The sequence below is a fragment of the Streptococcus canis genome, assembly GCF_900636575.1.
Classification (GTDB): domain Bacteria; phylum Bacillota; class Bacilli; order Lactobacillales; family Streptococcaceae; genus Streptococcus; species Streptococcus canis.
Genome location: NZ_LR134293.1, coordinates 1,487,072 through 1,508,082, shown reverse-complemented (window position 1 = coordinate 1,508,082; position 21,011 = coordinate 1,487,072). Strand labels below are relative to the sequence as shown.

Genomic DNA, 21,011 nt, shown 5'->3' with positions numbered 1-21,011 from the left:
TTTCTCTTTTTTAGCATGTTCAAAGAACGCTTTCCTCTACCTGATTTTTCCAATACTGCCTCACTTCTGAAATAAAATACAGTGAACCTGTAATCACGAAAAAGTCATCTGCCTTGGCGTGTTTACGCAAGGTCAAAAAATCCCTAAAATCAGCAACCCTGCCAAATTGTTCTGGGTATTTTTCCAGCGGATAAGCATTCGGGTAATGAAAGCTAGTAACCTGCAAGTCACCTAGGTGTTCCAGCGCAGCCAACATATCTGCAATAGGTTTGGTGTCAATAGCACTAAAAAGGATGTGAATGTTTTTATCATGATATTTGGTTTTCAAAACAGACACCAAGGCCGCCACACTTTCTTTATTATGGGCTCCATCAATCATCAGATTTGGTGCCAGCAGTTCTGTACGACCTAGCCACAGGCTGTTTGCCAAACCTTCCTTAATATGCTCTAAATTGACTTGTGGGTAGCGGTCTTGCAAGATTAAGGAAGTCATAATAGCTAGGGCTGCATTAGACACTTGGTGTTGTCCTGGCATAGCGATATGAATATCTGAAATAATTCTTAAAGGACTAGTAAAACGATAACCAGATGCAGTCTCAGTCATTTGAAACTGCTCTTGCCATTCCCAGATTGAGGCACCAACCTGCTCAGCTTTTGTTAAAAAAACCTCTCGAGCTGACGGATTTTCAACGGCAAAAACAAGGGCCTCTCCCCCTTCTAAAACACCAGCCTTTTGGGCGGCAATATCAGCGTAGGTCTCTCCCAAAATAGCTTGATGGTCTAAGCCAATTGACGGACAGACCACCACCATCGCTTGAAAAACATTGGTCGAATCGTAAAGGCCGCCAAGACCTGCTTCAATAATAGCAATATCCACAGGATGCATCTCACCAAAATAAAGGAACATGATTAAAGTAATCACTTCAAATTCCGTGGCCTCTCCAAAAGCAGTCTCTTTAACCAGACGCTCTGTTAAGGGGCGAATACGACTTGCAGCAGCCACCAGATCTTCTTCTGAAATCATACGGCCGTTTATACTTATCCGCTCTTTGAAGTCCATAATATAAGGCGAGGTAAAGGTCCCCACCTCATAACCAGCTGCCGTAAAGATATGTTGTAAATTATTGACTGTGGAACCTTTTCCATTTGTACCGACTACATGAACTCCCTTGACCTTCTCCTGAGGGTTACCTAATTGATTGAGTACCCAGAGCATGCGTTCTAAGCCTGGTTTAATTCCAAAGGTTATTCGTCCATGAATCCAATCTAGTGTCTCTTGATAAGTCATTTTACACCTCACAAAATCTATTTCTAGTATATCATATAACAAGGAAAGTGAAAGCGGATAACGCGACCGATTTCACTTTTTCATTTTTTCTCAAAATGACTGACTTTGGACAAGGCAAAAACCCTGCTGATCAATGGTTAGCCTCTCAATATGTCCTGGCAACTCTAGTTTAGTCATTGCCTCATATACAATATCTTGTTTCTCAAGAGCACATAAGACCATCGTAACCGTTGACCCCACTTCGGACAAATAAATATCAGAGAACCCACTTACTGCTACAGCTTGATTGATGGGCTGAAATTCTTTCACCAATTTTTACCGGCAAATTTCATAAAATTGATTATTCTCAATAGCCTTTTCAGCTTTCTGCATATTGCCAGTTCATAAGGCAGAGATAGCCAGATTAACAACTGATGACAATCCACTGCCTGTTTATAAGACATTTGCTTACCTTGATTCGGCTGATTCACCATTAGAAATAACACATACCAAGGCAAGATTTGGGAAAGGCGCTACGATATAATTAACCTCTTAGCTGTGACGAAATGACCATTTGACCTAAAATAGTAAGGGCAACGTTGTCAAGATGTCCTTGCATTTCTGTAGCAATCTCTAATTTGCGCTCATCTGACAAGGTTAACTGCCCTAGCTGATTAACCAATTCAATTTCAGCTATAATGACCGATGAAAACAATCCTAAGCCACGTGCCAAGAGAATTTCTGAGGTCATTTTGAGATGATGAGGTGGTATATTAGAGGCTAACTTCAGGGCTGCTTGCAGCAATAAATTCTCATCATCACAAGGCACACCTTCCAAATTGTGTTCGATAGACCACTTATCGCTCGCTCCTAAAATCTCAATTTCTAACTATTGGGATACGGCTATCCTAACAGAAGCAAAAGCTGGTCTCAGATTAGTTGAAGTAGCAGGTACTCTTATTTTCATACCAGTCTTCTCCTAACACATTAAAACGGTTAAAACACTAATACCTGACCTAACTTCCAATTAATGTTTCAACCTATCGAAGGTCGCTTTAGTCATCTTATTAGTCAAAATCGCTGCCACTTCATAGTAAAAACTACTGATATATTTGAATTACTAAATTCTAGCTTGATAAGATACAAGCTAGACAGTTGATTAACTAGCAGTCAATTCATTTTGAAGATTTTAAACAATGGAGAAAAATCGTTAAAGTTACCTATAGCTATTACAGATACAGCTATTTATTCAGGATAACTCCAGAAGAAGTGCTAGCACTCCTACCCAGAGAATACCGCAAGGTTGAACGAGAAAATTTATTGGGAAAGCTTAATAAAGGTAAACTATTCTAGAGAAACGTTGAGTTATTCCGTCTGAGTATTCTTAGGTAAATCCCCGACTGGGTTCTCAGCTTTTGCATTAGAAGAAAGTTGATTAACTGGTAACAGTTTTCTCAAAGGTATTGTTTGTCAATACAGGGTTGGCTCTGCCTTGTGGAATATCTACTAAACAGCCCGAACTAATTTTGCTCCTAGTTAATTTGTAATCTTCAAAAAAGCTTTGGCACTATGCTAAGGCTTTTTACATGCTATTTGAATAATTTGATATAGTCGCTTCGAGCAGGAAGCAAGTAATCAATAACGACCCTATTCTCTTCCTCCTCGATATGGTATAGGACAATATAATCTTTACTTAAGGTATAACCTCTAGTGCTGTGGTACTTACTGATTTTTGAACCATATTTTTCATCGGCATCAAAACCAACTTCAGGGAAAACCTTGAGTTTTTCTATGTCACTAATGATTTGCTCCATTTTGTGCTGACCTGATGTCGAGGAATAGTTTTGAGAAATATAATCACGAATTTCCTTTAACTTCTCTAAAACATCAGGAGCATAGATAATCTGATATTTCTTATAGTCCAAGTTCAGACCTCACTTCTTCAGAGGTATAAAATTTCCCTTGACGAACATCTTCAATATTTTTGTTGATTTCAGCTTGAAATTGCTTGAAAAGTTTTTCTTTCTCTAGCTCCTCTTCCGTCAATAAGTCAACCTCATTTGTGACAACGACATTTTGAAGGAATAATCTTAAAGCAGATGATAAGGTTAAATTTTTCTTGTTTAATACTGTCATTGCTTCGCTTACCAATTCTTTGTTAGCTTGGAATGTAACAGCTCTGTTTTTTTCTACTTCAACCATATTATGTAACTCCTTTATGTAATTTATTTAATTATCTCATATACATAAAAAAAGTCAATAAAAGAATCCCAATTGATTGAGATAGCTTTCGTTTATTTTATAAGCTCCGAAACTACAGAAAATTGATACCTTTTTGATACCGTTTAGGTTTAAATATTTGTCTATAAATAAGAATTTCAGTGATTTTTTATTTTAGAAACGTTGATTTTAAAGGGATTTGACTTTAAATAATGGAGTGAACCAAAAACCAGATCTTGCTGATTAGTCAAAGAAACCAGGACTTGTCCATGAAGAGCCAGTAAATCTTTATTAGCAGTCACCACATGTTCCCCCTCTAGCAAGACACGAGTAGTGTAAGTTTTAACAGGCTCGCTACGCCCCATCAATTCAATCACAATAGCAATCGTATCATCTTTAATAACAGCATCTAAGGAATTGACAAATTCGTAGAAATAGTCCTGCTGACGTAACTTTTCTTGTTGTTTCATCTCTGACTAATACCTTCGTAAATTCTGCCTTATCTCCCACTGCTGCTTATCGTTTTGAGGCATCCTCTTCTAAATAAAAAAAGTCCTGTTGCAACAGTTCCAAATCCTAATAGGGCTACTCTTACTAGTATTTTACGAACTTCTGTTCTTCCATCAACAATAGACCCGTCGCCCATCAAACTCCTTTATTATAACAAACTTCATGTTAATTTTACAGAATATATCAATTTGAAAATGAAGAAAAATTTCCCTCCTAGAGCCTTGCACTCCCTAAAAAATGTTACAATAGTGATAACCATATCAAAAGGAGCAAGTGATGAACAATAGACATAAACGGCGCCAAAAACGAAAAGCCTTCACTGTAATAAATCTGATGCTGTTATTAGCCTGTACCCTTGGATTAGCCCTGATTTTCTATTTGTATCAGAACCATTCAAAACTTAGCCTGTCCAAAGTATCTCAAGCTATTCCCAAAGTCAGTCTTGTTACTCCCAAAAAAACTACCCCAAAAGTAAGCAAATCTACTAAGACAAGTAAAACAACCGCCTCAAAAACACAACAAACCAATCATCATCAGGTAACTTGGACCAAACAAGAAGCTGCCGTTAAAGTTCCTATTTTAATGTACCATGCTGTTCACGTTATGGCACCAGAGGAAGCTGCCAATGCCAATTTAATTGTCGCTCCTGATCTTTTTGAACAACAGATCAAAACAATGAAAGAAGCTGGCTACTACTTCTTAAGCCCAGAGGAAGCTTACCGTGCCCTTTCAAGTAATGAATTACCAGCTAAGAAAGTGGTCTGGCTAACCTTTGATGATAGTATGATTGATTTTTATAGAGTCGCCTTCCCTATCTTGAAAAAATATGGGATCAAGGCCACTAATAATGTCATTACAGGACTAACTGAAGTTGGTAGTGTTGCCAATTTAACTATTGATCAAATGAAAGAAATGAAACAATCAGGCATGTCCTTCCAAGATCATACCGTTAACCATCCTGATTTAGAACAGTCTAGCCCAGAGACTCAGACAAGCGAAATGAAGGATTCCAAGGACTACCTTGATAAGGAATTAAATCAAGAAACAATTGCTATCGCTTACCCAGCTGGACGATACAGTGATACAACTCTGCAAATCGCAGCCAGTCTAAACTACAAGCTGGGTGTGACCACCAATGAAGGGGTGGCTAGCGCAGCCGATGGCCTTCTTTCCCTCAATCGCATTCGCATATTACCAAGCACAAGCCCTGAAACACTCTTAGCAGCTATGGGACAAAAAGATTAGATTAGATTAGTAAAAATAGTATCTAGAACAACCTTAAAAGACAGCGATGAGAAAAGGTTTCTTCTCATCACTGTCTTTTTGTATCGCCATAAAATGCTGCTATCTCTATCCTTAATGAATTTTCTCAAAAAGACCTCGCCACCATAGTTGTAAGTCAGAAGCTTTTTTTAGAGATTGGCTGGCTTTCAGAGGAATGTACTCAGGTTTCTTCACATACCTCACTGCCTGCCCTGCTATTCTTGGAGATGTCAAATAAGCAACCACCTCACCTTTAGCAATAGGAGCTAATAAAGAAAAATCTGATATTCTAAACTGTTCTGGCTTAGGCACTCGTTCACCTCGTCCCAAGATAACAGTTACATCCTCAGCAACAAACACAGGTAGTTCTTTTGCCTGACCGTCCTGAACAGGTAACAATCGCTGCGACACAAGCCTTCCCTTTTTTAAAATCTTACGACGATGATAAGTTCTGTCCACATAGTCCAAAAGATGATTAGCCTGCTCAAACCGCGTGTCTTGGTTTTGATCTGATCCATCTGCGTTTAGAATAACGGTAATGACGCGCATACCATTTTCAATAGAGGTGACCGCCAAACAATGCCCTGCTATTTCGGTTGTTCCTGTCTTTAACCCATCAACCCCTGTTCTACCATTTGCCATACCAGGCAATAACCGATTAAAACTTTTAAGTGTGGTTCCTGCAAAAGCAACCTCTGCTTGTTTCGTGATGTCTAGAACCTCAGGAAAATCTTCCAATAAGTGCAATACCACCACCGCAACATCTTGAGCACTTAAAGCATTTTCTTCTTCCAAAGCAGAACCAGGATAACGATGGTCCTTTAACACCTCATTTGGCAAACCTGAAGCATTAAAGATTTTAGCAGAGTCAATCCCCCAACGAGATAGCTGATCCCTCATTTGAGTCACAAAATTAGGCTCTGAACCTGCCACTTGTTCTGCTAAAGCAATCGCTGCGCTGTTCGAACTTGCTACTAAAGTAGCTGTCAGTAAGTCTTGTACCGAATAAGACTTTTCATCAAAAGCCACATTGCTTAGAGAACTATCCGTTGTTAACTCAAGTGCATAATCTGAGAGATTAACTTGATCTGATAAATGTAATTGACCTGATTTAACCTTATCTAAAACAAGATAGGCTGTCACCAATTTGGTCAAAGAGGCAATGGCATCTGGTGTCTTAGCGTCTTTCTCATACAAAACTCTCCCAGAGTCTGCTTCTACTACAATCGCATGCTCTGCTCCCACTTGAAAATCAGCTGCTAGAACTGTATTACCAATCCCTGAACAAGCCAATGCCACAAAAAAAAGGATAGCCCACCTTTTCATCATTATATCTTTCATAGTTACTATTATAACAAAAATTCTCAGAAATCTGGCAAGAAATGTAGAGCATGCACTCTAAGAGATTATAACTAAAAAGTTGAGCCTTCAGACTCAACTTAGAACGTAGACAAACTCTATTTTTAAGAAGATGTCGATGAAAATGATTTAATGATCATGACTTCAACCAACTCTTGAAACACTTATGTTATCGTGTTTCAGGAATTTTTCTTTTTAGAGGAGCAAAAAAAGATTGAAGAAAAATTGTCCTAACTGAACTTTTTCTTCAATCTGAGTTGAGCTTTTAGACTCAACTTTTTCATTTATTACAATTCAATATCGCCAAAAAGATCAGCCATTGAGAATCCAGTTTGTGTTTCTGGAAGTTCGTAGTCACGTTTTGCTTCGCGTTTTGGACGACGAAGACGTGATTGGCGTTTTTCTTCTTTGTTTTCACCTTCAGCTTGTGCTGGACGCTCTTCAAGAGCTTTGATAGAAAGTGATACACGTTCATCAGCAGCATTTACTTCAAGAACCTTAACAGTAACTTCTTGACCTACAGAAAGTACATCTTTTGGATTTTCAACACGTTTGTGAGAAATTTGTGAAATGTGAACAAGTCCATCAATTCCAGGTAATACTTCTACAAAAGCACCGAAGTCAGTCAAACGTTTTACTTTACCTTCAACAACATCACCTTGAGCAAGTTTTTGCTCAACGCCATCCCATGGTCCAGGAGTTGTTGCTTTAAGTGAAAGTGATACACGACCAGCTTCTTCGTCGATTGAAAGAACTTTAACGTCTACTTCTTCACCAACAGAAACAACTGATTTAGGTGAAACGTTACGTTCGTGTGATAATTCAGTCACGTGAACAAGTCCATCAACACCACCAAGGTCGATAAAAGCACCAAAGCTTGTCAAGCGAGCAACTGTACCAGTGACAACTGCACCTTCTGAAAGTTTAGAGAATACTTCAGCACGAGCTTCTTTAGCTGCTTCTTCAATAACTTCACGACGTGACAAGATGAAACGGTTTTCTGCTGCATCAACTTCTTTGATTTTAGCATCAAATTCTTGACCAACAAATTTTTCAGTGTTACGTACAAAACGTGTATCAATCATTGAAGCAGGGATAAATCCACGAAGTCCTTCAAACTCAACTGAAAGACCACCTTTAACAGCACGGGTACCTTTAACAGTAACAACTTCACCTTCACGACCAACAAGTTTGTCCCAGGCTTTGCGAGCTTCCAAACGTTTTTTAGATACTAGGAAAGTAACTGTATCAGTATCTTTACCTACTACTTGACGAAGAACAAGTACTTCAACTGTGTCGCCAGCTTTAACAAAGTCATTGATATCAGCATCACGATCGTTAGTCAATTCACGAAGTGTCAAGACACCTTCAACACCTGTTCCTTCGATAACAACGCTTGCTTGACCGTTATCAACTGTTAAAACTTCCGCAGTGACAACATCACCAGGGTTCACTTCGCTAACACTGTTTAGCAAATCTTCAAATTCATTCATTCTAAAAAATCCTCCAACAAAAGCTAGCTTATGCTAGCTTTTGATAACAATATATTTTCTCAAGGTAACCCGCAACGACAACAACTCTTATCTTTGACGGTCTCAGACTATATCTGATACCTCTGACTGGGGTAGCTGGATTCGAACCAACGCATGAGGGAGTCAAAGTCCCTTGCCTTACCGCTTGGCTATACCCCAAAATATTTTTCACAGAAATCTAATCTTCTAATAAATTATTTTCTGAGATGGAAAGAGAGGGATTCGAACCCCCGAACCCGAAGGAGCGGATTTACAGTCCGCCGCGTTTAGCCTCTTCGCTATCTTTCCGTAACAACAAAAACTATTCTATCATAGTTTTTGTAAGCTTGCAAGTGTTTTTACCCACTTTTAGTGATTCAAATTGTAGTTTTCAATGATATTTTCAATTGCTTGTTCGAGCGTTTTAAAGAAGCTATCTACGCTATCATCTTTTAAAACAGCAAATTTCTCATCAAGTTCTGCAATTTCTCCAACTACACGTTTGCCAATTTGTAATTGATAACCATCAATCTTAGTCTCATTGACCATAACTTTGTGATCAATCAGTTGGATTTCAATTTTTTTATCTTTTTTACTCATCACATTACCTCGCTTTGTCTATTTTACACAAAATCAAAAAAGCTTGCAAGAGCAAGCTTCAGATTATGTGGCTTTAAGCCCGTCTCGCTCCGATAGGTGCGAGACAAATAAACCACCCGCTATGCGGGTGCGCATCAGATGTTATACAAAAAAATCTCCAAACGCGATACAATAAGGGTGTTCAAGCCAACTGTAAAGCGAAAGGAGACAATAATATGGCACAAAAGGCACATAGTTTATCACACACAAAGTGGATGTGTAAATATCACATTATGTTTACACCTAAGTATAGACGAAAAGTTATTTATAATCAATATAGAAACAGTTTAGGCGAGATATTTCGCCGATGATGCAGTTACAAAGGAGTGGAAATTATAGAAGGACATCTGATGCCAGACCATGTTCATATGTTAGTGAGCATTCCACCACGAATAAGTGTATCAAGTTTCATGGGGTATTTAAAAGGTAAAAGTGCTTTAATGATGTTTGATAAACACGCCAACTTAAAATACAAATTTGGGAATCGACATTTTTGGGCAGAGGGCTATTACGTGAGTACAGTTGGTCTCAATGAAGCCACCATAAAGAAATATATTCAAGAGCAGGAAAAACATGATATAGCACTTGATAAGTTGAGTGTGAAAGAATATGAGGATCCCTTTAGGGATAGTGGCAAGTAGTACAACTGCCTCTTTAAGAGGCTAGTGACGAGTCAAGAGCAGCGAGGCTTGAACAAAGTGAAAGCCAGCATCTTTAGGCGCTGGCTGGTGATGTGGGCTTATAGCCCCGGTTCAAACCACCCGTCTAACGGGTGGTCATGATTGAAGAGAAAGTCCATTTAGGACAATTTTTCTTCAATCTTTTTTGCTCTTCTAAAAAAGAAAAACTCCTGAAACGCGATAAAATAGGCATTTCAAGAGTTAGTGGACATCATGATCATTAAACCATTTCCATTGACACCTTCTAAAAATAGAGTTTGTCTACGTTCTGGAGCAAGCTTTACTTTAATCAACTTTTACAATCCAGCCTTCAGGTGCTTCAATATCACCAAATTGAATGCCTATTAACTCATCATACAAGCGACGTGTCACAGGACCAACTTCTGTTTCACTGTAAAAGACATGTAGCTGACCTTTGTACTGAATGCCCCCAATTGGAGAGATAACAGCTGCTGTCCCACAAGCACCTGCTTCCACAAATTTATCCAGTTCATTAATCGGAACATCACCCTCAATGGCTGTCATACCGAGTCTTTCTTCAGCTAATTGTAAGAGTGAATACTTGGTAATAGATGGCAAAATGGATGGGCTAAGTGGTGTAACAAATTCATTATTAGCAGTAATACCAAAGAAGTTTGCAGCTCCGACTTCTTCAATTTTAGTATGTGTTGCTGGGTCTAAGTAAATCACATCAGAATAACCAGCTGCTTTAGCGGCCTTACCTGGTAGCAAACTGCCTGCATAATTACCACCAACTTTAGCAGCACCTGTTCCATAAGGAGCGGCACGATCAAATTCTTCAGAAACGATAAAGTTAGTTGGAGCAAGTCCGCCTTTGAAATAGTTTCCTACTGGCATGGCAAAAATGGTGAAAATATATTCTTCAGCTGGTTTAACCCCGATAATATCTCCAACTCCAATTAATAACGGTCTAAGGTAAAGCGTTGCACCCGTTCCGTAAGGTGGCACAAAATCCTCATTAGCTTTAACCACTTGCTTAGCAGCATCAATAAATTGTTCTGTTGATACTTGTGGCATCAACAAACGGTCTGCTGTTGCTTGCAAACGCGCTGCATTGCGATCTGGTCTAAACAGTTGAATGGAGCCATCTTTGGTGCGGTAAGCCTTTAAACCCTCAAAAGCTTGTTGCCCATAATGAAGCGCGGGAGCACTTTCTGAGATATGTAAGGTGGCATCTTCTGTTAATTGGCCTTTATCCCATTGACCATCTTTGTAATAAGAAATGTAACGGAATGGCAACTTATGATATTCAAATCCTAAGTTGTCCCAATCAATAGCTATTGTCATCATCTTACCTCTTTTCTGCTTTTTTCTATTGTAACTTTTTTTCAATAATTTTCAAGTCTATTCTATTCCTTTGGTTGCAATTTTCTGAATTCAACATAAAATTAAAAAGAGTTTTCACTCTTTTTAACGAATTTTTGCGGCCATGACTTCCTGATCTGAAATAGTATCTGAAATGAAGGAACCATTGCTTGTCCGTTCCGATAAGGATAGATTGTCCAATTGAATCTGGTAGGCTTGACCAGTCTTGCTGATAACTTCTAACACTTGTTGCTCAGCACTCTCTTCTGGGATTTCAGTAAATAAATCAAACGTATCAGAGGAGGTATCTGATAATACTGCTCCTGCTAGAAAAACACTATGAGGTTTTGCTTTTAATTCCCGTAACACTAAAAGCCCTCGATTGGTACGGCTTGTTTGTGGAATATCATCGACAGCCATCCGTTTTAGAGATCCTCTCTGAGTCAAGACAAAGAAAGAGTCACTTGTCACGGTAAAGGCTGAGGCAAGCCTATCATCTTTTTTCAAGTTGATCCCTTTGACACCAGCAGATTTCAAGCCTTGAGTAGGTACTTCCTGACTGGAGAATCTCAAAGCATAACCATTTTTAGTCACTAATAGCAGATCTTCCATGATAACAGGTGACAAGGTAAGCACGCGGTCTTTGGTATCCTTTAGCTTCACATATTTGGTTGATTTGGATTTATAAGTTCGCCAAGGACTTAATTCTTTACGGTCAAAGCGTTTGATAAAACCATTTTGCGTTATAGCCACATACAGTCCTTGGTCAAATGAAGTCACAATATCAGCATAGAGAATCTCTTCTTCTGTCGCAAAGTTTGAAATGGTTTGCGATAAATGTTCACCAATGTCCTTCCAACGTAAATCAATCAATTCATGGATTGGTCGGTAAATGACATTGCCTAAGGTTGTAAACAACAAGAGATGTTCTGTAGTTTTTGCCTGTTTGACAAAAATGAGATCATCATCATCTCGCTTACCGACTTCTTCCAGACTTGAGGCATTGAAGGAGCGCGGGCTGGTTCTTTTGAGGTAACCACCCCGTGTCACACTGACAAAGGTTTCTTCTTCAGTAATCAAGCTAGCAGTGTCAATCTCAATGGTTTGACTTTCTGCCTGCAACTCTGATAAACGAGGATTGGCGAATTTCTTTTTCACTTCTCTCAGTTCACGCTTCATCACATTATACATGGTTACCTCATCACCAATAATAGCTGAAAGGGTTGTGATTAAGTCTCTTAAATCGTTTTCTTCTTTTTGGAGAGTAACAATATCAGTATTGGTTAAACGATAAAGCTGCAAGGTCACAATAGCTTCTGCTTGTTCCTCAGAGAAATCATAGCTGACTTTCAGATTTTCTTTAGCATCAGCCTTATTATCAGAAGCCCTAATCAAAGCGATAATTTCATCTAAGATGGACAATACACGAATCAAGCCTTCAACAATGTGAAGACGTTTTTCAGCCTTGGCTTTATCAAATTTGGAACGCTCAATGATAATGGTTTTACGATGATTGATATAGCTTGATAAGATTTTTTGAAGGCCTACTTGGCGGGGTGTAAAGTGATCAATGGCAACCATATTGAAATTGTAATTAACTTGAAGGTCTGTGTACTTCAATAAGTAATTCAAAATGGTTTGACTGTCCGCATCTTTTTTCAACTCAATAGCTATGCGAAGACCTGTTCTATCAGATTCATCACGTACTTCTACGATGCCTGGAACTTTATTATTAACACGCGCATCGTCAATTTTTTTGACCAGCACTGCCTTGTTAACCTCGTAAGGGATTTCAGTGACAATGATTTGTTGCTTGCCACCTTTGAGATCCTCGATTTCAGTCCGAGAACGAACAACGACACGACCTTTACCAGTTTCATAGGCTTTTTTTATTTCATCAGCCCCTTGGACAATACCGCCGGTGGGAAAGTCAGGCCCTGGGAGAAATTCCATTAATTTCTCTAAGCTTGCTTTAGGATGATCAATCATGTAAACAACCGCATCAATCACTTCTGACAAATTGTGCGGTGGAATATCTGTTGCATAGCCAGCTGAAATACCAGAAGACCCATTGACAAGTAAGTTAGGAAAGGCTGCTGGTAAAACGGTGGGTTCTTTTTCTGTGTCATCAAAGTTCCAAGCAAAAGGAACCGTATTTTTCTCAATGTCTTGAAGTAAATAACCAGCGATTTCAGATAAGCGAGCTTCCGTATAACGCATAGCCGCAGGCGGATCACCATCCATCGAACCGTTATTCCCGTGCATTTCAACAAGAATTTCACGATTTTTCCAGTCTTGACTCATCCGAACCATGGCATCATAAATAGAGGAATCCCCGTGTGGGTGGAAATTCCCCATGATATTACCAACTGATTTAGCTGATTTACGGTAACCTTTTTCAAAAGTATTACCGTCCTTATTCATCGAATAAAGAATACGGCGCTGAACAGGTTTTAGCCCATCTCGAATATCAGGAAGCGCCCGTTCTTGAATGATATACTTGGAGTAACGTCCAAAACGTTCTCCCATAATGTCCTCAAGGGACATGTTTTGAATGTTTGACATAAGTTTATGATGCATAGCCCTCAAAAAGCAGGACAAGCAATAATCAGAACAAGCAATGTATTAATCGCAAACTGATTTATTGTTTTCACCAGCTTTTGAGCCTATGCTCAAATCCTTTCTTAAAGTTAAAGGTCAGAAAAAACTAGGGAATCACTAGAAAACCGATAGTTTTGAAAAAGGTAATTTCTCCTAAAGGTGATCTAGGAGAAGACAGTAAGTCATCTAAATTCTCACTAAAAAGCGATGAACTTTCTCACTCCATTCTATTAATCCCTCTTTGTTATAAGGTAAATAAAAACATCGCATTTTAAGGGTTTCAAGGATAACCCCCTCAAACACAGAGGCCTGTTCTTGAGGAATAATACAGGCTTTTAAATGAGTTAATGGCAGTTCATCTTTGACTTTTGCAGGATGGTAGCCATCAAAGAGATACTCTTTTAAAGACACTATCTCATCATAAGCAAAATGAAAACTAACCCCTGGGACGAGTTAAATGCCTCATTTAACTCTCTATCATTAGGTAAATGTCCAAGTAATCTTTCCATAGCTAAACGATAACCTGAGCTAGTATTTGACCACCCCAACATCACATAGTTAAAATAGTCCGCGGGATCTCCTGCAGCATTTCTACTATCTTTCACTAATTCCTCAGCTGGGAGGTTGAAAGCCTTAACTGCTGATAGAAGTTTTCCTGATTTAAAGATTGCTATTGCAGTTTCCACCGTACAAGTATGACTAAGCCAGTCACCATAAACAACTTTTCCAGAAACATCATAAGTTGAGGCAACCTTTCTATGACTTGGAGTAAATGGCACTCTACTGTTATCATGTTTCAAATACTGATTAATTGTTGTCACAATAGTTTGATCTTTACAAATAATTTGAGGTTCTCGCTGATTCATTCTTTCGTAATGACAAAAAGCAGCTATCTTTTCCAACTCCCAAGCTTGAATGGATGGGTAGGCCTCTAAAGCAAAATGATAAGTCCCATTCCACTGAAGGCTAAACTCGTTTTGCCAAATAACTAACTTCATAGAAGCTCTCCTCTTCTTAAGAACATGGGAACTAAGTTTTTCTCAAAATAAAACGACTAAAATACTGTATTTTCTTCTAGGGTAAATGTGACGTTGTCCTCAATCCACTGACGACGTGGAGCGGCTTTGTCACCCATCAACACAGAAACGCGTCGCTCTGCTCTTGCCAAGTCGTCAATGGTAACACGAATAAGGGTTCTAGTGTCAGGATCCATAGTAGTTTCCCACAATTGGTTGGCATTCATTTCTCCAAGTCCCTTATACCGTTGGAGAATAGCACCTTTACCAAATTCTTTGCGTAAATCTTCTAATTCACCATCAGTCCAAGCGTAAGCAATTTTTTCAGTCTTCCCCTTGCCTTTTGACATTTTGTAAAGAGGTGGAAGGGCGATGTAAATATGACCGGCTTCTACCAATGGTCGCATGTAACGGTAAAAGAAGGTTAATAGGAGGGTTTGAATGTGAGCACCGTCCGTGTCGGCATCAGTCATGATAATAATTTTATCATAGTTAATGTCCTCGAGATTAAAATCAGCCCCCACTCCTGCTCCGATGGTATAGACCATGGTATTGATTTCTTCGTTTTTCAGAATATCTGCCATTTTAGCTTTTTCAGTATTGAGAACCTTACCTCGTAATGGGAGAATCGCTTGAAACTTACGATCTCGTCCTTGTTTGGCAGAGCCGCCTGCAGAATCTCCTTCGACAAGGTACAATTCATTTTTTTTGGCATTTTTTGATTGGGCTGGGGTTAATTTTCCTGACAACAAGCCCTTATCTTTTTTATTTTTCTTACCGTTGCGAGATTCGTCACGAGCTTTTCGAGCGGCTTCACGCGCATCTCTAGCCTTAATAGCTTTACGCACTAAATGAGATGCCAGTTCCCCGTTCTCTAGTAAAAAGAAGGTCAATTTTTCAGAAACAATACTATCGACAATCGGTCTAGCCAAAGGACTTCCCAACTTATCTTTAGTTTGTCCTTCAAATTGCAGGTGCTGCTCTGGGACTAAAATGGAGAGCACTGCTGATAATCCTTCTCGGTAATCTGAACCTTCTAGATTTTTATCTTTTTCCTTTAAGAGATTGGTTTTACGAGCGTAATCATTCATCACCTTGGTAATAGCTGACTTCAGTCCCGTTTCATGGCTACCACCGTCCTTAGTGCGAACATTGTTAACGAAGGATAAAATGTTGTCTGAAAAACCATCATTGTACTGCATGGCCACTTCTACCTGAAAATCCTGATCTTGACCTTCCATATAAATGACAGGGGTTAAGGTTTCCTTATCTTCATTGAGATACTCAACGAAATCTTGAACCCCGTTTTCATAATGAAATTCTTCGACAATTGGATCATCACCACGAAGATCCGTTAAACTCATCTTGACATTTTTTAAGAGAAAGGCTGATTCTTTGAGACGCTCTGAAATGGTATTAAACTTAAAATCAATGGTTGAGAAAATCTTATCGTCAGGCATAAAGGTAACAACTGTTCCTGATTTTGACTTGGGAGCAGTGCCAACTTTTTTAAGGGTTGTTACTGGTTTTCCTCCATTTTCAAAGCGCTGACGGTAAATAGCACCATCTCTTGTGATTTCAACTTCTAACCAAGCAGATAGGGCATTAACAACCGAAGACCCTACACCATGTAGGCCTCCTGATGTTTTATAGCCCCCTTGGCCAAATTTCCCCCCTGCATGGAGAATTGTAAAAATAACTTGAACCGTCGGAATCCCCATAGCATGTTGACCAGTTGGCATCCCCCGTCCACTATCTGCAACACTGATTGAGCCATCCTTATTAATGACCACCCTAATATCATCTCCAAAACCAGATAATGCTTCATCAACAGCGTTGTCGACGATTTCCCAAATCAGATGATGTAGTCCTGTAGCGTCTGTTGATCCAATATACATCCCTGGACGCTTACGAACGGCATCTAAGCCTTCTAAGACTTGAATAGCATCGTCATTATAGTTATTAATTGTTATTTCTTTCTTAGTCAAAATTGACCTCCGGACATTTTCATCTTTTTTATCTTACAAGTTTTTTGACAATTTTGCAAAGTAATTTGCTAATTTTCCCGAATTCTTTTCAGGGTCTAGTTCTTCAATCCATGAATATGGTATAATATGAAGTATGAAATTGATATTTTTTATTCTAATCGCTTATTTACTTGGTTCTATCCCAACTGGTTTATGGATTGGTCAGCATTTTTACCATGTTAACCTCCGCGAACATGGCTCAGGGAATACTGGAACTACTAATACTTTTCGTATCTTAGGCATTAAGGCGGGAATGACCACCTTGGTGATTGATATTTTAAAAGGCACACTGGCCACTATTTTACCAGTTGTTTTTGGTTTAACCACAGTATCACCCATTGTCATTGGATTTTTTGCAGTTTTGGGGCACACCTTTCCTATTTTTGCTCAGTTTAAGGGTGGTAAGGCAGTGGCAACTAGTGCTGGTGTTTTACTTGGCTTTGCCCCTTGGTATCTTCTCTCTCTGGCCCTTGTTTTTTTACTGACTCTTTATTTGTTCAGTATGATTTCTCTAGCTAGTGTGGTTTCTGCCATTGTGGCTGTTCTAATTGTTTTAATCTTCCCTGCGATCCACTTTCTTTTACCTCGCTATGACTGGTTTTTAACCTTCATTGTCATGTTATTAGCCGCTATTATCATCACAAGACATCAGGATAATATTAAGCGTATGAAACACCATTCTGAAAATTTAGTGCCTTGGGGGCTAAATTTAAGCAAACAAACACCTCAAAAATAAACTTACTAAAAGCCTGACTTCCTCTGAAAGTCAAGCTTTTTTAACTCATTTGTTAATTGGGGTAAACAACCTCTCCATCTGCAATAGTGTATTTCACAATACCTTTGAGTTTTTCCCCAACAAATGGCGAATTGGTAGCTTTGGAAGCGAATTGATCTGTAATGATACGGTCTTCCTTGTCTGAGAAAATCACTAGATCTGCTGGTCCATTTTCTGCTAAATAACCAGCATCAAAATCATAGAGGGAAGCAGGATTAATGGTCATTTTTTCTAATAGGGACATAAGGCTAAGATGACCTGGTTCAACCAAATATGTCAAACCTAAGGACAAAGAAGTTTCAAGACCTGTCATTCCAGATGGTGCTTTAGTCATATCCTCAACGGCTTTTTCATCCTTGTGATGAGGAGCATGATCAGTAGCAATAATTGTAATAACACCAGATTTCAAACCTTCAATAACGGCTAAACGGTCTCTTTCTGTACGTAAGGGAGGATTCATCTTAGCATTAGTCCCTGCCAAAAGCAAGAGATCTTCAGTTTTTGAAAAATGTTGTGGGGCTACTTCGGCAGTCACCTTAGCACCCAGCTGTTTAGCAAAGGCGACTACTTGAACCGATTCTGCCTTGGATAAATGTTGAATGTGAACATGAGCCTGTCTATCATAAGCAATCATCACATCTCTAGCAATCATACTGTATTCCGCCACACCAGTTGCTCCGCAAAAGTGAAACTGCTCCCGAGCAATACCTTCGTTAAAGCCAAGAATACCATTTAACTGAGGATCTTCTTCGTGTAAGGAAATAAAGGTATTATTAGCATTGGCGAGGTCAAAGGCTTCTTTTAAAACTTTGGAATTTTCTAAGGGAATGCCATCGTCCGAAAAGCTGACTGCTCCAGCCTCCAACAAGGCTTTAAAATCAGTCACATCTTGTCCATTAAAGTTTTTGGTCACACTGGCATTGGTGTAAATATGAATCTTTTCTTTAGCGGCGCTAGCTAGCACTTCTTGTAGGGTTTTGACATCTGAGATAACAGGATTGGTATTGGCCATCATGACAACTGTCGTCACACCACCTGCTGCAGCTGCCAAGGCTCCTGTATGAATATCTTCTTTATGTGTTTGCCCCGGCTCCCTGAAATGCACATGAATATCTACCAAACCTGGAGCAACAATGAGGCCAGTAGCATCAATCACTTGGGCTTCTTGGCAGTCAATAACGGGAGCTATCTTTACAATCTGCTTACCATCAATCAACACATCTACCACTTGATCACGCTGCGATTTTGGATCCATAAGGCGGCCATTTTTAATGAGTAACATGCTCTCTCCTTTTTTCTGTTATTCTCCTGAAAACTTAGATATTTTTACCTAAAACATTCCACTTTAGTTACTTGAAACTACTAGCATATCAAAAACGCTGACCTAAGGTGCTTAACCTAAAGCGCTCCATATGTTAACAGTAACACTTCTTCCTATTGCAACCAATCAACACCAGTCAAGCCCTCTTTTTCTAAAATAGCATTGGCTCTTGAAAAAGGTCTACTACCAAAAAAACCACGGTAAGATGACAAGGGGCTTGGATGAGGGCTCTCGATAATATGGTGTTTGGGATTAGTAATGAAGGCTTTTTTCTTCCTCGCATAGGCTCCCCACAAGATAAAGACAACAGGACTATCCTTCTCATTTAAAACTTTAATAATAGCATCTGTAAATGGTTCCCAAATCAAACCAGCATGTCCGTTAGCCTGTCCGGCTGGTACCGTTAAGCAAGCATTGAGGAGTAAAACTCCCTGGCTGGCCCAAGTCGTCAAATCATGATGATCACGAGGACCAATATCATCAGCCAATTCTTTTAAAATGTTCAGGAGGGATGGCGGAGCGGGAATCTCTTCTGGAACTGAAAATGACAAGCCCTGTGCCTGTTTAGGTCCGTGATAAGGATCTTGGCCTAAAATCAACACTTTGGTTTCTTCTAAAGAAGTTACCTGCAAGGCTTTAAAAACATTCTCCCGAGGTGGGTAAACACAGCCTGAAGCATATACATCGTCTAAAAAATGGTTAATACGACCATAGTAATGTTCTGGTAAAAAAGCCTTGATTTTCTCATGCCAAGTTGAATGATTCATAAGGTTCCTTTCTAGTGACGTCAGCTACTAAATCAAAAATAATATTCTTTTCTATCTAGTCTATCATATTTTTAACAGAAAAACCCTGAAAACATGGTATTTTCAGGGTTAATATTCGTTTTTTGTGGTATATTAAACTAGCGCTAGCTTTCTTTCTAAATATTCTTGATAACGTTCTAACAAAAAGGCGATGAGCCAATAGATAAAGGCTACTAAAATATACATGGACATGTAGTCCCACTCCCTACCACCGATAATTTTAGCATTTTGAAAAATATCTGGTACGGTAATCATGGCAGCCAGCGATGAGCTTTTGACCATATCAATAATCACGTTTCCCAAAGGGGGAATTGCAATCCGAAAAGCCTGCGGCAAAATGATTTTCTTAACCATCAGGGAATATGGCAAACCTAGAGCCTTAGCAGCTTCCCATTGTCCTTTATCAATAGCGTCTATGGACGAGCGGAAAACTTCAGAAATATAGGCAGCGCTAACCATGGAAAAACCAAGATAAGCACACAATAAGGATGGCCATTCTAAGCCGTAATAAGGTAATCCAAAATATAAGACAAAGAGAACGACAATCATTGGCACGCCACGCATGATAGAAATGTAAACTTTAACAAGATAGTGTATCAGAGGCTGACGTAATCTCCCTAATAGAGCAAGGAGTAAGCCAAAGAAGAGCCCAGTTAGAAAACTAAGTAGTGATATACCAAGAGTATAAGGTAATCCCGATAACACAAATCCTAAACTATCTTTCATTAACTGGATATTAATCATGTGGTTAGGCCTCCTTTAACAGCAAGCATTAGTTAACATCTCTAGTATCAATGACGGGAATTTTCTTATCTTTACCAAAAGGTTTGGTCAAATCCTGACCTGCATAATAGGTTTCAGAGATTTTTTTCAAGCTACCATCTTTTTTCATGTCCTTAATAACAGCATCGATTTTTTTCTTAAGACTATCGTCTTTTTTACTCATGACAATCCCTTGTTCGGTTGGGTTGTACTGAACATCGCTCATTTTGACATTCAAGTTTGGATTTTGAGAGAGCATATAATCTACAAATAATTTCTGGGCTGGGTAGTCATTTGGAATGAAATCTGTTCGACCATTGGCCACATCGTTGAGGTAAACGTCTCCTGTGACATTATCATAGGTTACGAGCTCGGCTCCCTGCTTTTGCGCCACTTTCATGTATTCTGTTCCGGAGGCACCTGCTGCTTTCTTACCTTTCCAGTCACTAAGGTCTTTTTTAGACATGTTTGAACTGCCATCAGCGCGTACAATCATGCCTCCTACACCATATTTATAAGGTGTGGACATATTGTATTTTTTCTGACGTTTTGGGGTAATGTCAAAATTATTGAGGGAAATATCCACTCGACCACTGTCAACTGAGGTAAAGGCTTGGTCAAATCCTGTTTCGACAAACTTGACTTTAATATCAAGACGTTTACCAATTTCTTTGACCATATCTACTTCATAACCCACTAGTTCATTATCATCATTATAAAAAGAGGTAGGTTGGTAAGTTCCTGGAGTAGCTACTTTGAGCACGCCTTTGTCCTTGATCTTATCCCAGGTTGACTCTTGTGATTTATGTGAAGCACATGCTGTCAATAAAAGACTGGCAAGTCCGATAGAAAGTACGGTAACTGGTTTTTTCATGGTGACTCCTTTGTTAAGATAAAAACAGTATAACACTCAAACTATTTGTCTTTC

General features: G+C 39.1%; 16 protein-coding genes, 2 tRNA genes and 3 pseudogenes. 3 read left to right on the top strand and 18 right to left on the bottom strand.

What is annotated here, in order from left to right; genetic code table 11:
* Positions 1–19 precede the first annotated feature (19 nt).
* The 5 genes and pseudogenes from EL097_RS07650 to EL097_RS07630 all read right to left on the bottom strand — a co-directional run bounded on the left by EL097_RS07650 (position 20) and on the right by EL097_RS07630 (position 3,957).
* Complete coding sequence (locus EL097_RS07650; RefSeq protein WP_003048649.1) at positions 20–1,288, bottom strand: bifunctional folylpolyglutamate synthase/dihydrofolate synthase; 1,269 nt, start codon at positions 1,286–1,288, stop codon at positions 20–22.
* Positions 1,289–1,378: 90 nt separating this feature from the next.
* Positions 1,379–2,234: pseudogene (locus EL097_RS11130) on the bottom strand (GHMP family kinase ATP-binding protein).
* 622 nt (positions 2,235–2,856) lie between these two features.
* Complete coding sequence (locus EL097_RS07640; RefSeq protein ID WP_003048651.1) at positions 2,857–3,192, bottom strand: type II toxin-antitoxin system RelE/ParE family toxin; 336 nt, start codon at positions 3,190–3,192, stop codon at positions 2,857–2,859.
* Complete coding sequence (gene relB, locus EL097_RS07635; protein WP_003048654.1) at positions 3,182–3,469, bottom strand: type II toxin-antitoxin system RelB/ParD family antitoxin; 288 nt, start codon at positions 3,467–3,469, stop codon at positions 3,182–3,184. Before relB ends, EL097_RS07640 begins: the two co-directional genes overlap by 11 nt.
* Before the next feature lie 176 nt (positions 3,470–3,645).
* The gene (locus EL097_RS07630; protein ID WP_003048656.1) at positions 3,646–3,957 is read right to left on the bottom strand and encodes a homoserine dehydrogenase; all 312 of its coding nucleotides are present in this window, start codon (positions 3,955–3,957) and stop codon (positions 3,646–3,648) included.
* A 316-nt stretch (positions 3,958–4,273) separates the two neighbouring features.
* Here EL097_RS07630 and EL097_RS07625 point away from each other — a divergent pair, with 316 nt between their 5' ends.
* Positions 4,274–5,242: a polysaccharide deacetylase family protein gene (locus tag EL097_RS07625; protein ID WP_003048658.1), complete on the top strand. Its 969-nt coding sequence runs from the start codon at positions 4,274–4,276 to the stop codon at positions 5,240–5,242.
* Between the two features lie 111 nt (positions 5,243–5,353).
* Here the strand turns inward: EL097_RS07625 and pbp3 are convergent, their stop codons facing one another.
* The 5 genes from pbp3 to EL097_RS07600 form a co-directional block, all read right to left on the bottom strand.
* Complete coding sequence (gene pbp3, locus EL097_RS07620; protein ID WP_086014956.1) at positions 5,354–6,589, bottom strand: D-alanyl-D-alanine carboxypeptidase PBP3; 1,236 nt, start codon at positions 6,587–6,589, stop codon at positions 5,354–5,356.
* Positions 6,590–6,906: 317 nt separating this feature from the next.
* Entirely contained in the window at positions 6,907–8,112 is a 1,206-nt protein-coding gene (rpsA, locus tag EL097_RS07615; RefSeq protein ID WP_003048662.1) for a 30S ribosomal protein S1, read from the bottom strand.
* 126 nt (positions 8,113–8,238) lie between these two features.
* A tRNA-Gln gene (locus tag EL097_RS07610) sits at positions 8,239–8,310 on the bottom strand.
* 48 nt (positions 8,311–8,358) lie between these two features.
* A tRNA-Tyr gene (locus EL097_RS07605) sits at positions 8,359–8,439 on the bottom strand.
* 60 nt (positions 8,440–8,499) lie between these two features.
* Positions 8,500–8,730 carry a DUF2969 domain-containing protein gene (locus EL097_RS07600; RefSeq protein ID WP_003048663.1) on the bottom strand — a complete coding sequence of 77 codons (231 nt, stop codon included), beginning with the start codon at positions 8,728–8,730 and terminating at the stop codon, positions 8,500–8,502.
* A gap of 215 nt (positions 8,731–8,945) precedes the next feature.
* Between EL097_RS07600 and tnpA the strand changes: the two are divergent.
* Positions 8,946–9,410 (top strand): annotated as a pseudogene (tnpA, locus tag EL097_RS07595) (IS200/IS605 family transposase).
* Between the two features lie 324 nt (positions 9,411–9,734).
* Here the strand turns inward: tnpA and EL097_RS07585 are convergent.
* From EL097_RS07585 to parE, 4 genes and pseudogenes are all read right to left on the bottom strand, one after another.
* Positions 9,735–10,802, bottom strand: a complete 1,068-nt coding sequence (locus EL097_RS07585; protein WP_081587268.1) for a branched-chain amino acid aminotransferase — start codon at positions 10,800–10,802, stop codon at positions 9,735–9,737.
* Between the two features lie 78 nt (positions 10,803–10,880).
* Positions 10,881–13,340, bottom strand: coding sequence for a DNA topoisomerase IV subunit A (gene parC / locus EL097_RS07580; RefSeq protein ID WP_003048666.1), 2,460 nt, complete (start codon positions 13,338–13,340; stop codon positions 10,881–10,883).
* 222 nt (positions 13,341–13,562) lie between these two features.
* Positions 13,563–14,374, bottom strand: a pseudogene (locus tag EL097_RS07575) (phosphate ABC transporter ATPase).
* 56 nt (positions 14,375–14,430) lie between these two features.
* Positions 14,431–16,380, bottom strand: coding sequence for a DNA topoisomerase IV subunit B (parE, locus tag EL097_RS07570; RefSeq protein WP_003048667.1), 1,950 nt, complete (start codon positions 16,378–16,380; stop codon positions 14,431–14,433).
* 133 nt (positions 16,381–16,513) lie between these two features.
* Here parE and plsY point away from each other — a divergent pair, with 133 nt between their 5' ends.
* Positions 16,514–17,155: a glycerol-3-phosphate 1-O-acyltransferase PlsY gene (gene plsY / locus EL097_RS07565; protein ID WP_003048668.1), complete on the top strand. Its 642-nt coding sequence runs from the start codon at positions 16,514–16,516 to the stop codon at positions 17,153–17,155.
* Positions 17,156–17,207: 52 nt separating this feature from the next.
* Here the strand turns inward: plsY and EL097_RS07560 are convergent, their stop codons facing one another.
* The 4 genes from EL097_RS07560 to EL097_RS07545 form a co-directional block, all read right to left on the bottom strand.
* The gene (locus tag EL097_RS07560) at positions 17,208–18,476 is read right to left on the bottom strand and encodes a dihydroorotase (RefSeq protein ID WP_003048669.1); all 1,269 of its coding nucleotides are present in this window, start codon (positions 18,474–18,476) and stop codon (positions 17,208–17,210) included.
* A 152-nt stretch (positions 18,477–18,628) separates the two neighbouring features.
* Positions 18,629–19,282 carry a uracil-DNA glycosylase gene (locus EL097_RS07555; RefSeq protein WP_003048670.1) on the bottom strand — a complete coding sequence of 218 codons (654 nt, stop codon included), beginning with the start codon at positions 19,280–19,282 and terminating at the stop codon, positions 18,629–18,631.
* 132 nt (positions 19,283–19,414) lie between these two features.
* On the bottom strand, positions 19,415–20,065 hold the full coding sequence (locus EL097_RS07550) for an amino acid ABC transporter permease (protein WP_003048671.1): 651 nt from the start codon (positions 20,063–20,065) through the stop codon (positions 19,415–19,417).
* A 28-nt stretch (positions 20,066–20,093) separates the two neighbouring features.
* Positions 20,094–20,957, bottom strand: coding sequence for a transporter substrate-binding domain-containing protein (locus EL097_RS07545; protein WP_003048672.1), 864 nt, complete (start codon positions 20,955–20,957; stop codon positions 20,094–20,096).
* Positions 20,958–21,011 lie beyond the last annotated feature (54 nt).

Bases quoted from the DNA above. Each gene is read 5' to 3' on its own strand.
- EL097_RS07650 (WP_003048649.1), bottom strand. From the start codon at position 1,288: ATGACTTATCAAGAGACACTAGATTGGATTCATGGACGAATAACCTTT.
- relB (WP_003048654.1), bottom strand. From the start codon at position 3,469: ATGGTTGAAGTAGAAAAAAACAGAGCTGTTACATTCCAAGCTAACAAA.
- EL097_RS07630 (WP_003048656.1), bottom strand. From the start codon at position 3,957: ATGAAACAACAAGAAAAGTTACGTCAGCAGGACTATTTCTACGAATTT.
- EL097_RS07625 (WP_003048658.1), top strand. From the start codon at position 4,274: ATGAACAATAGACATAAACGGCGCCAAAAACGAAAAGCCTTCACTGTA.
- pbp3 (WP_086014956.1), bottom strand. From the start codon at position 6,589: ATGATGAAAAGGTGGGCTATCCTTTTTTTTGTGGCATTGGCTTGTTCA.
- rpsA (WP_003048662.1), bottom strand. From the start codon at position 8,112: ATGAATGAATTTGAAGATTTGCTAAACAGTGTTAGCGAAGTGAACCCT.
- EL097_RS07600 (WP_003048663.1), bottom strand. From the start codon at position 8,730: ATGAGTAAAAAAGATAAAAAAATTGAAATCCAACTGATTGATCACAAA.
- parC (WP_003048666.1), bottom strand. From the start codon at position 13,340: ATGTCAAACATTCAAAACATGTCCCTTGAGGACATTATGGGAGAACGT.
- plsY (WP_003048668.1), top strand. From the start codon at position 16,514: ATGAAATTGATATTTTTTATTCTAATCGCTTATTTACTTGGTTCTATC.
- EL097_RS07560 (WP_003048669.1), bottom strand. From the start codon at position 18,476: ATGTTACTCATTAAAAATGGCCGCCTTATGGATCCAAAATCGCAGCGT.
- EL097_RS07555 (WP_003048670.1), bottom strand. From the start codon at position 19,282: ATGAATCATTCAACTTGGCATGAGAAAATCAAGGCTTTTTTACCAGAA.
- EL097_RS07550 (WP_003048671.1), bottom strand. From the start codon at position 20,065: ATGATTAATATCCAGTTAATGAAAGATAGTTTAGGATTTGTGTTATCG.
- EL097_RS07545 (WP_003048672.1), bottom strand. From the start codon at position 20,957: ATGAAAAAACCAGTTACCGTACTTTCTATCGGACTTGCCAGTCTTTTA.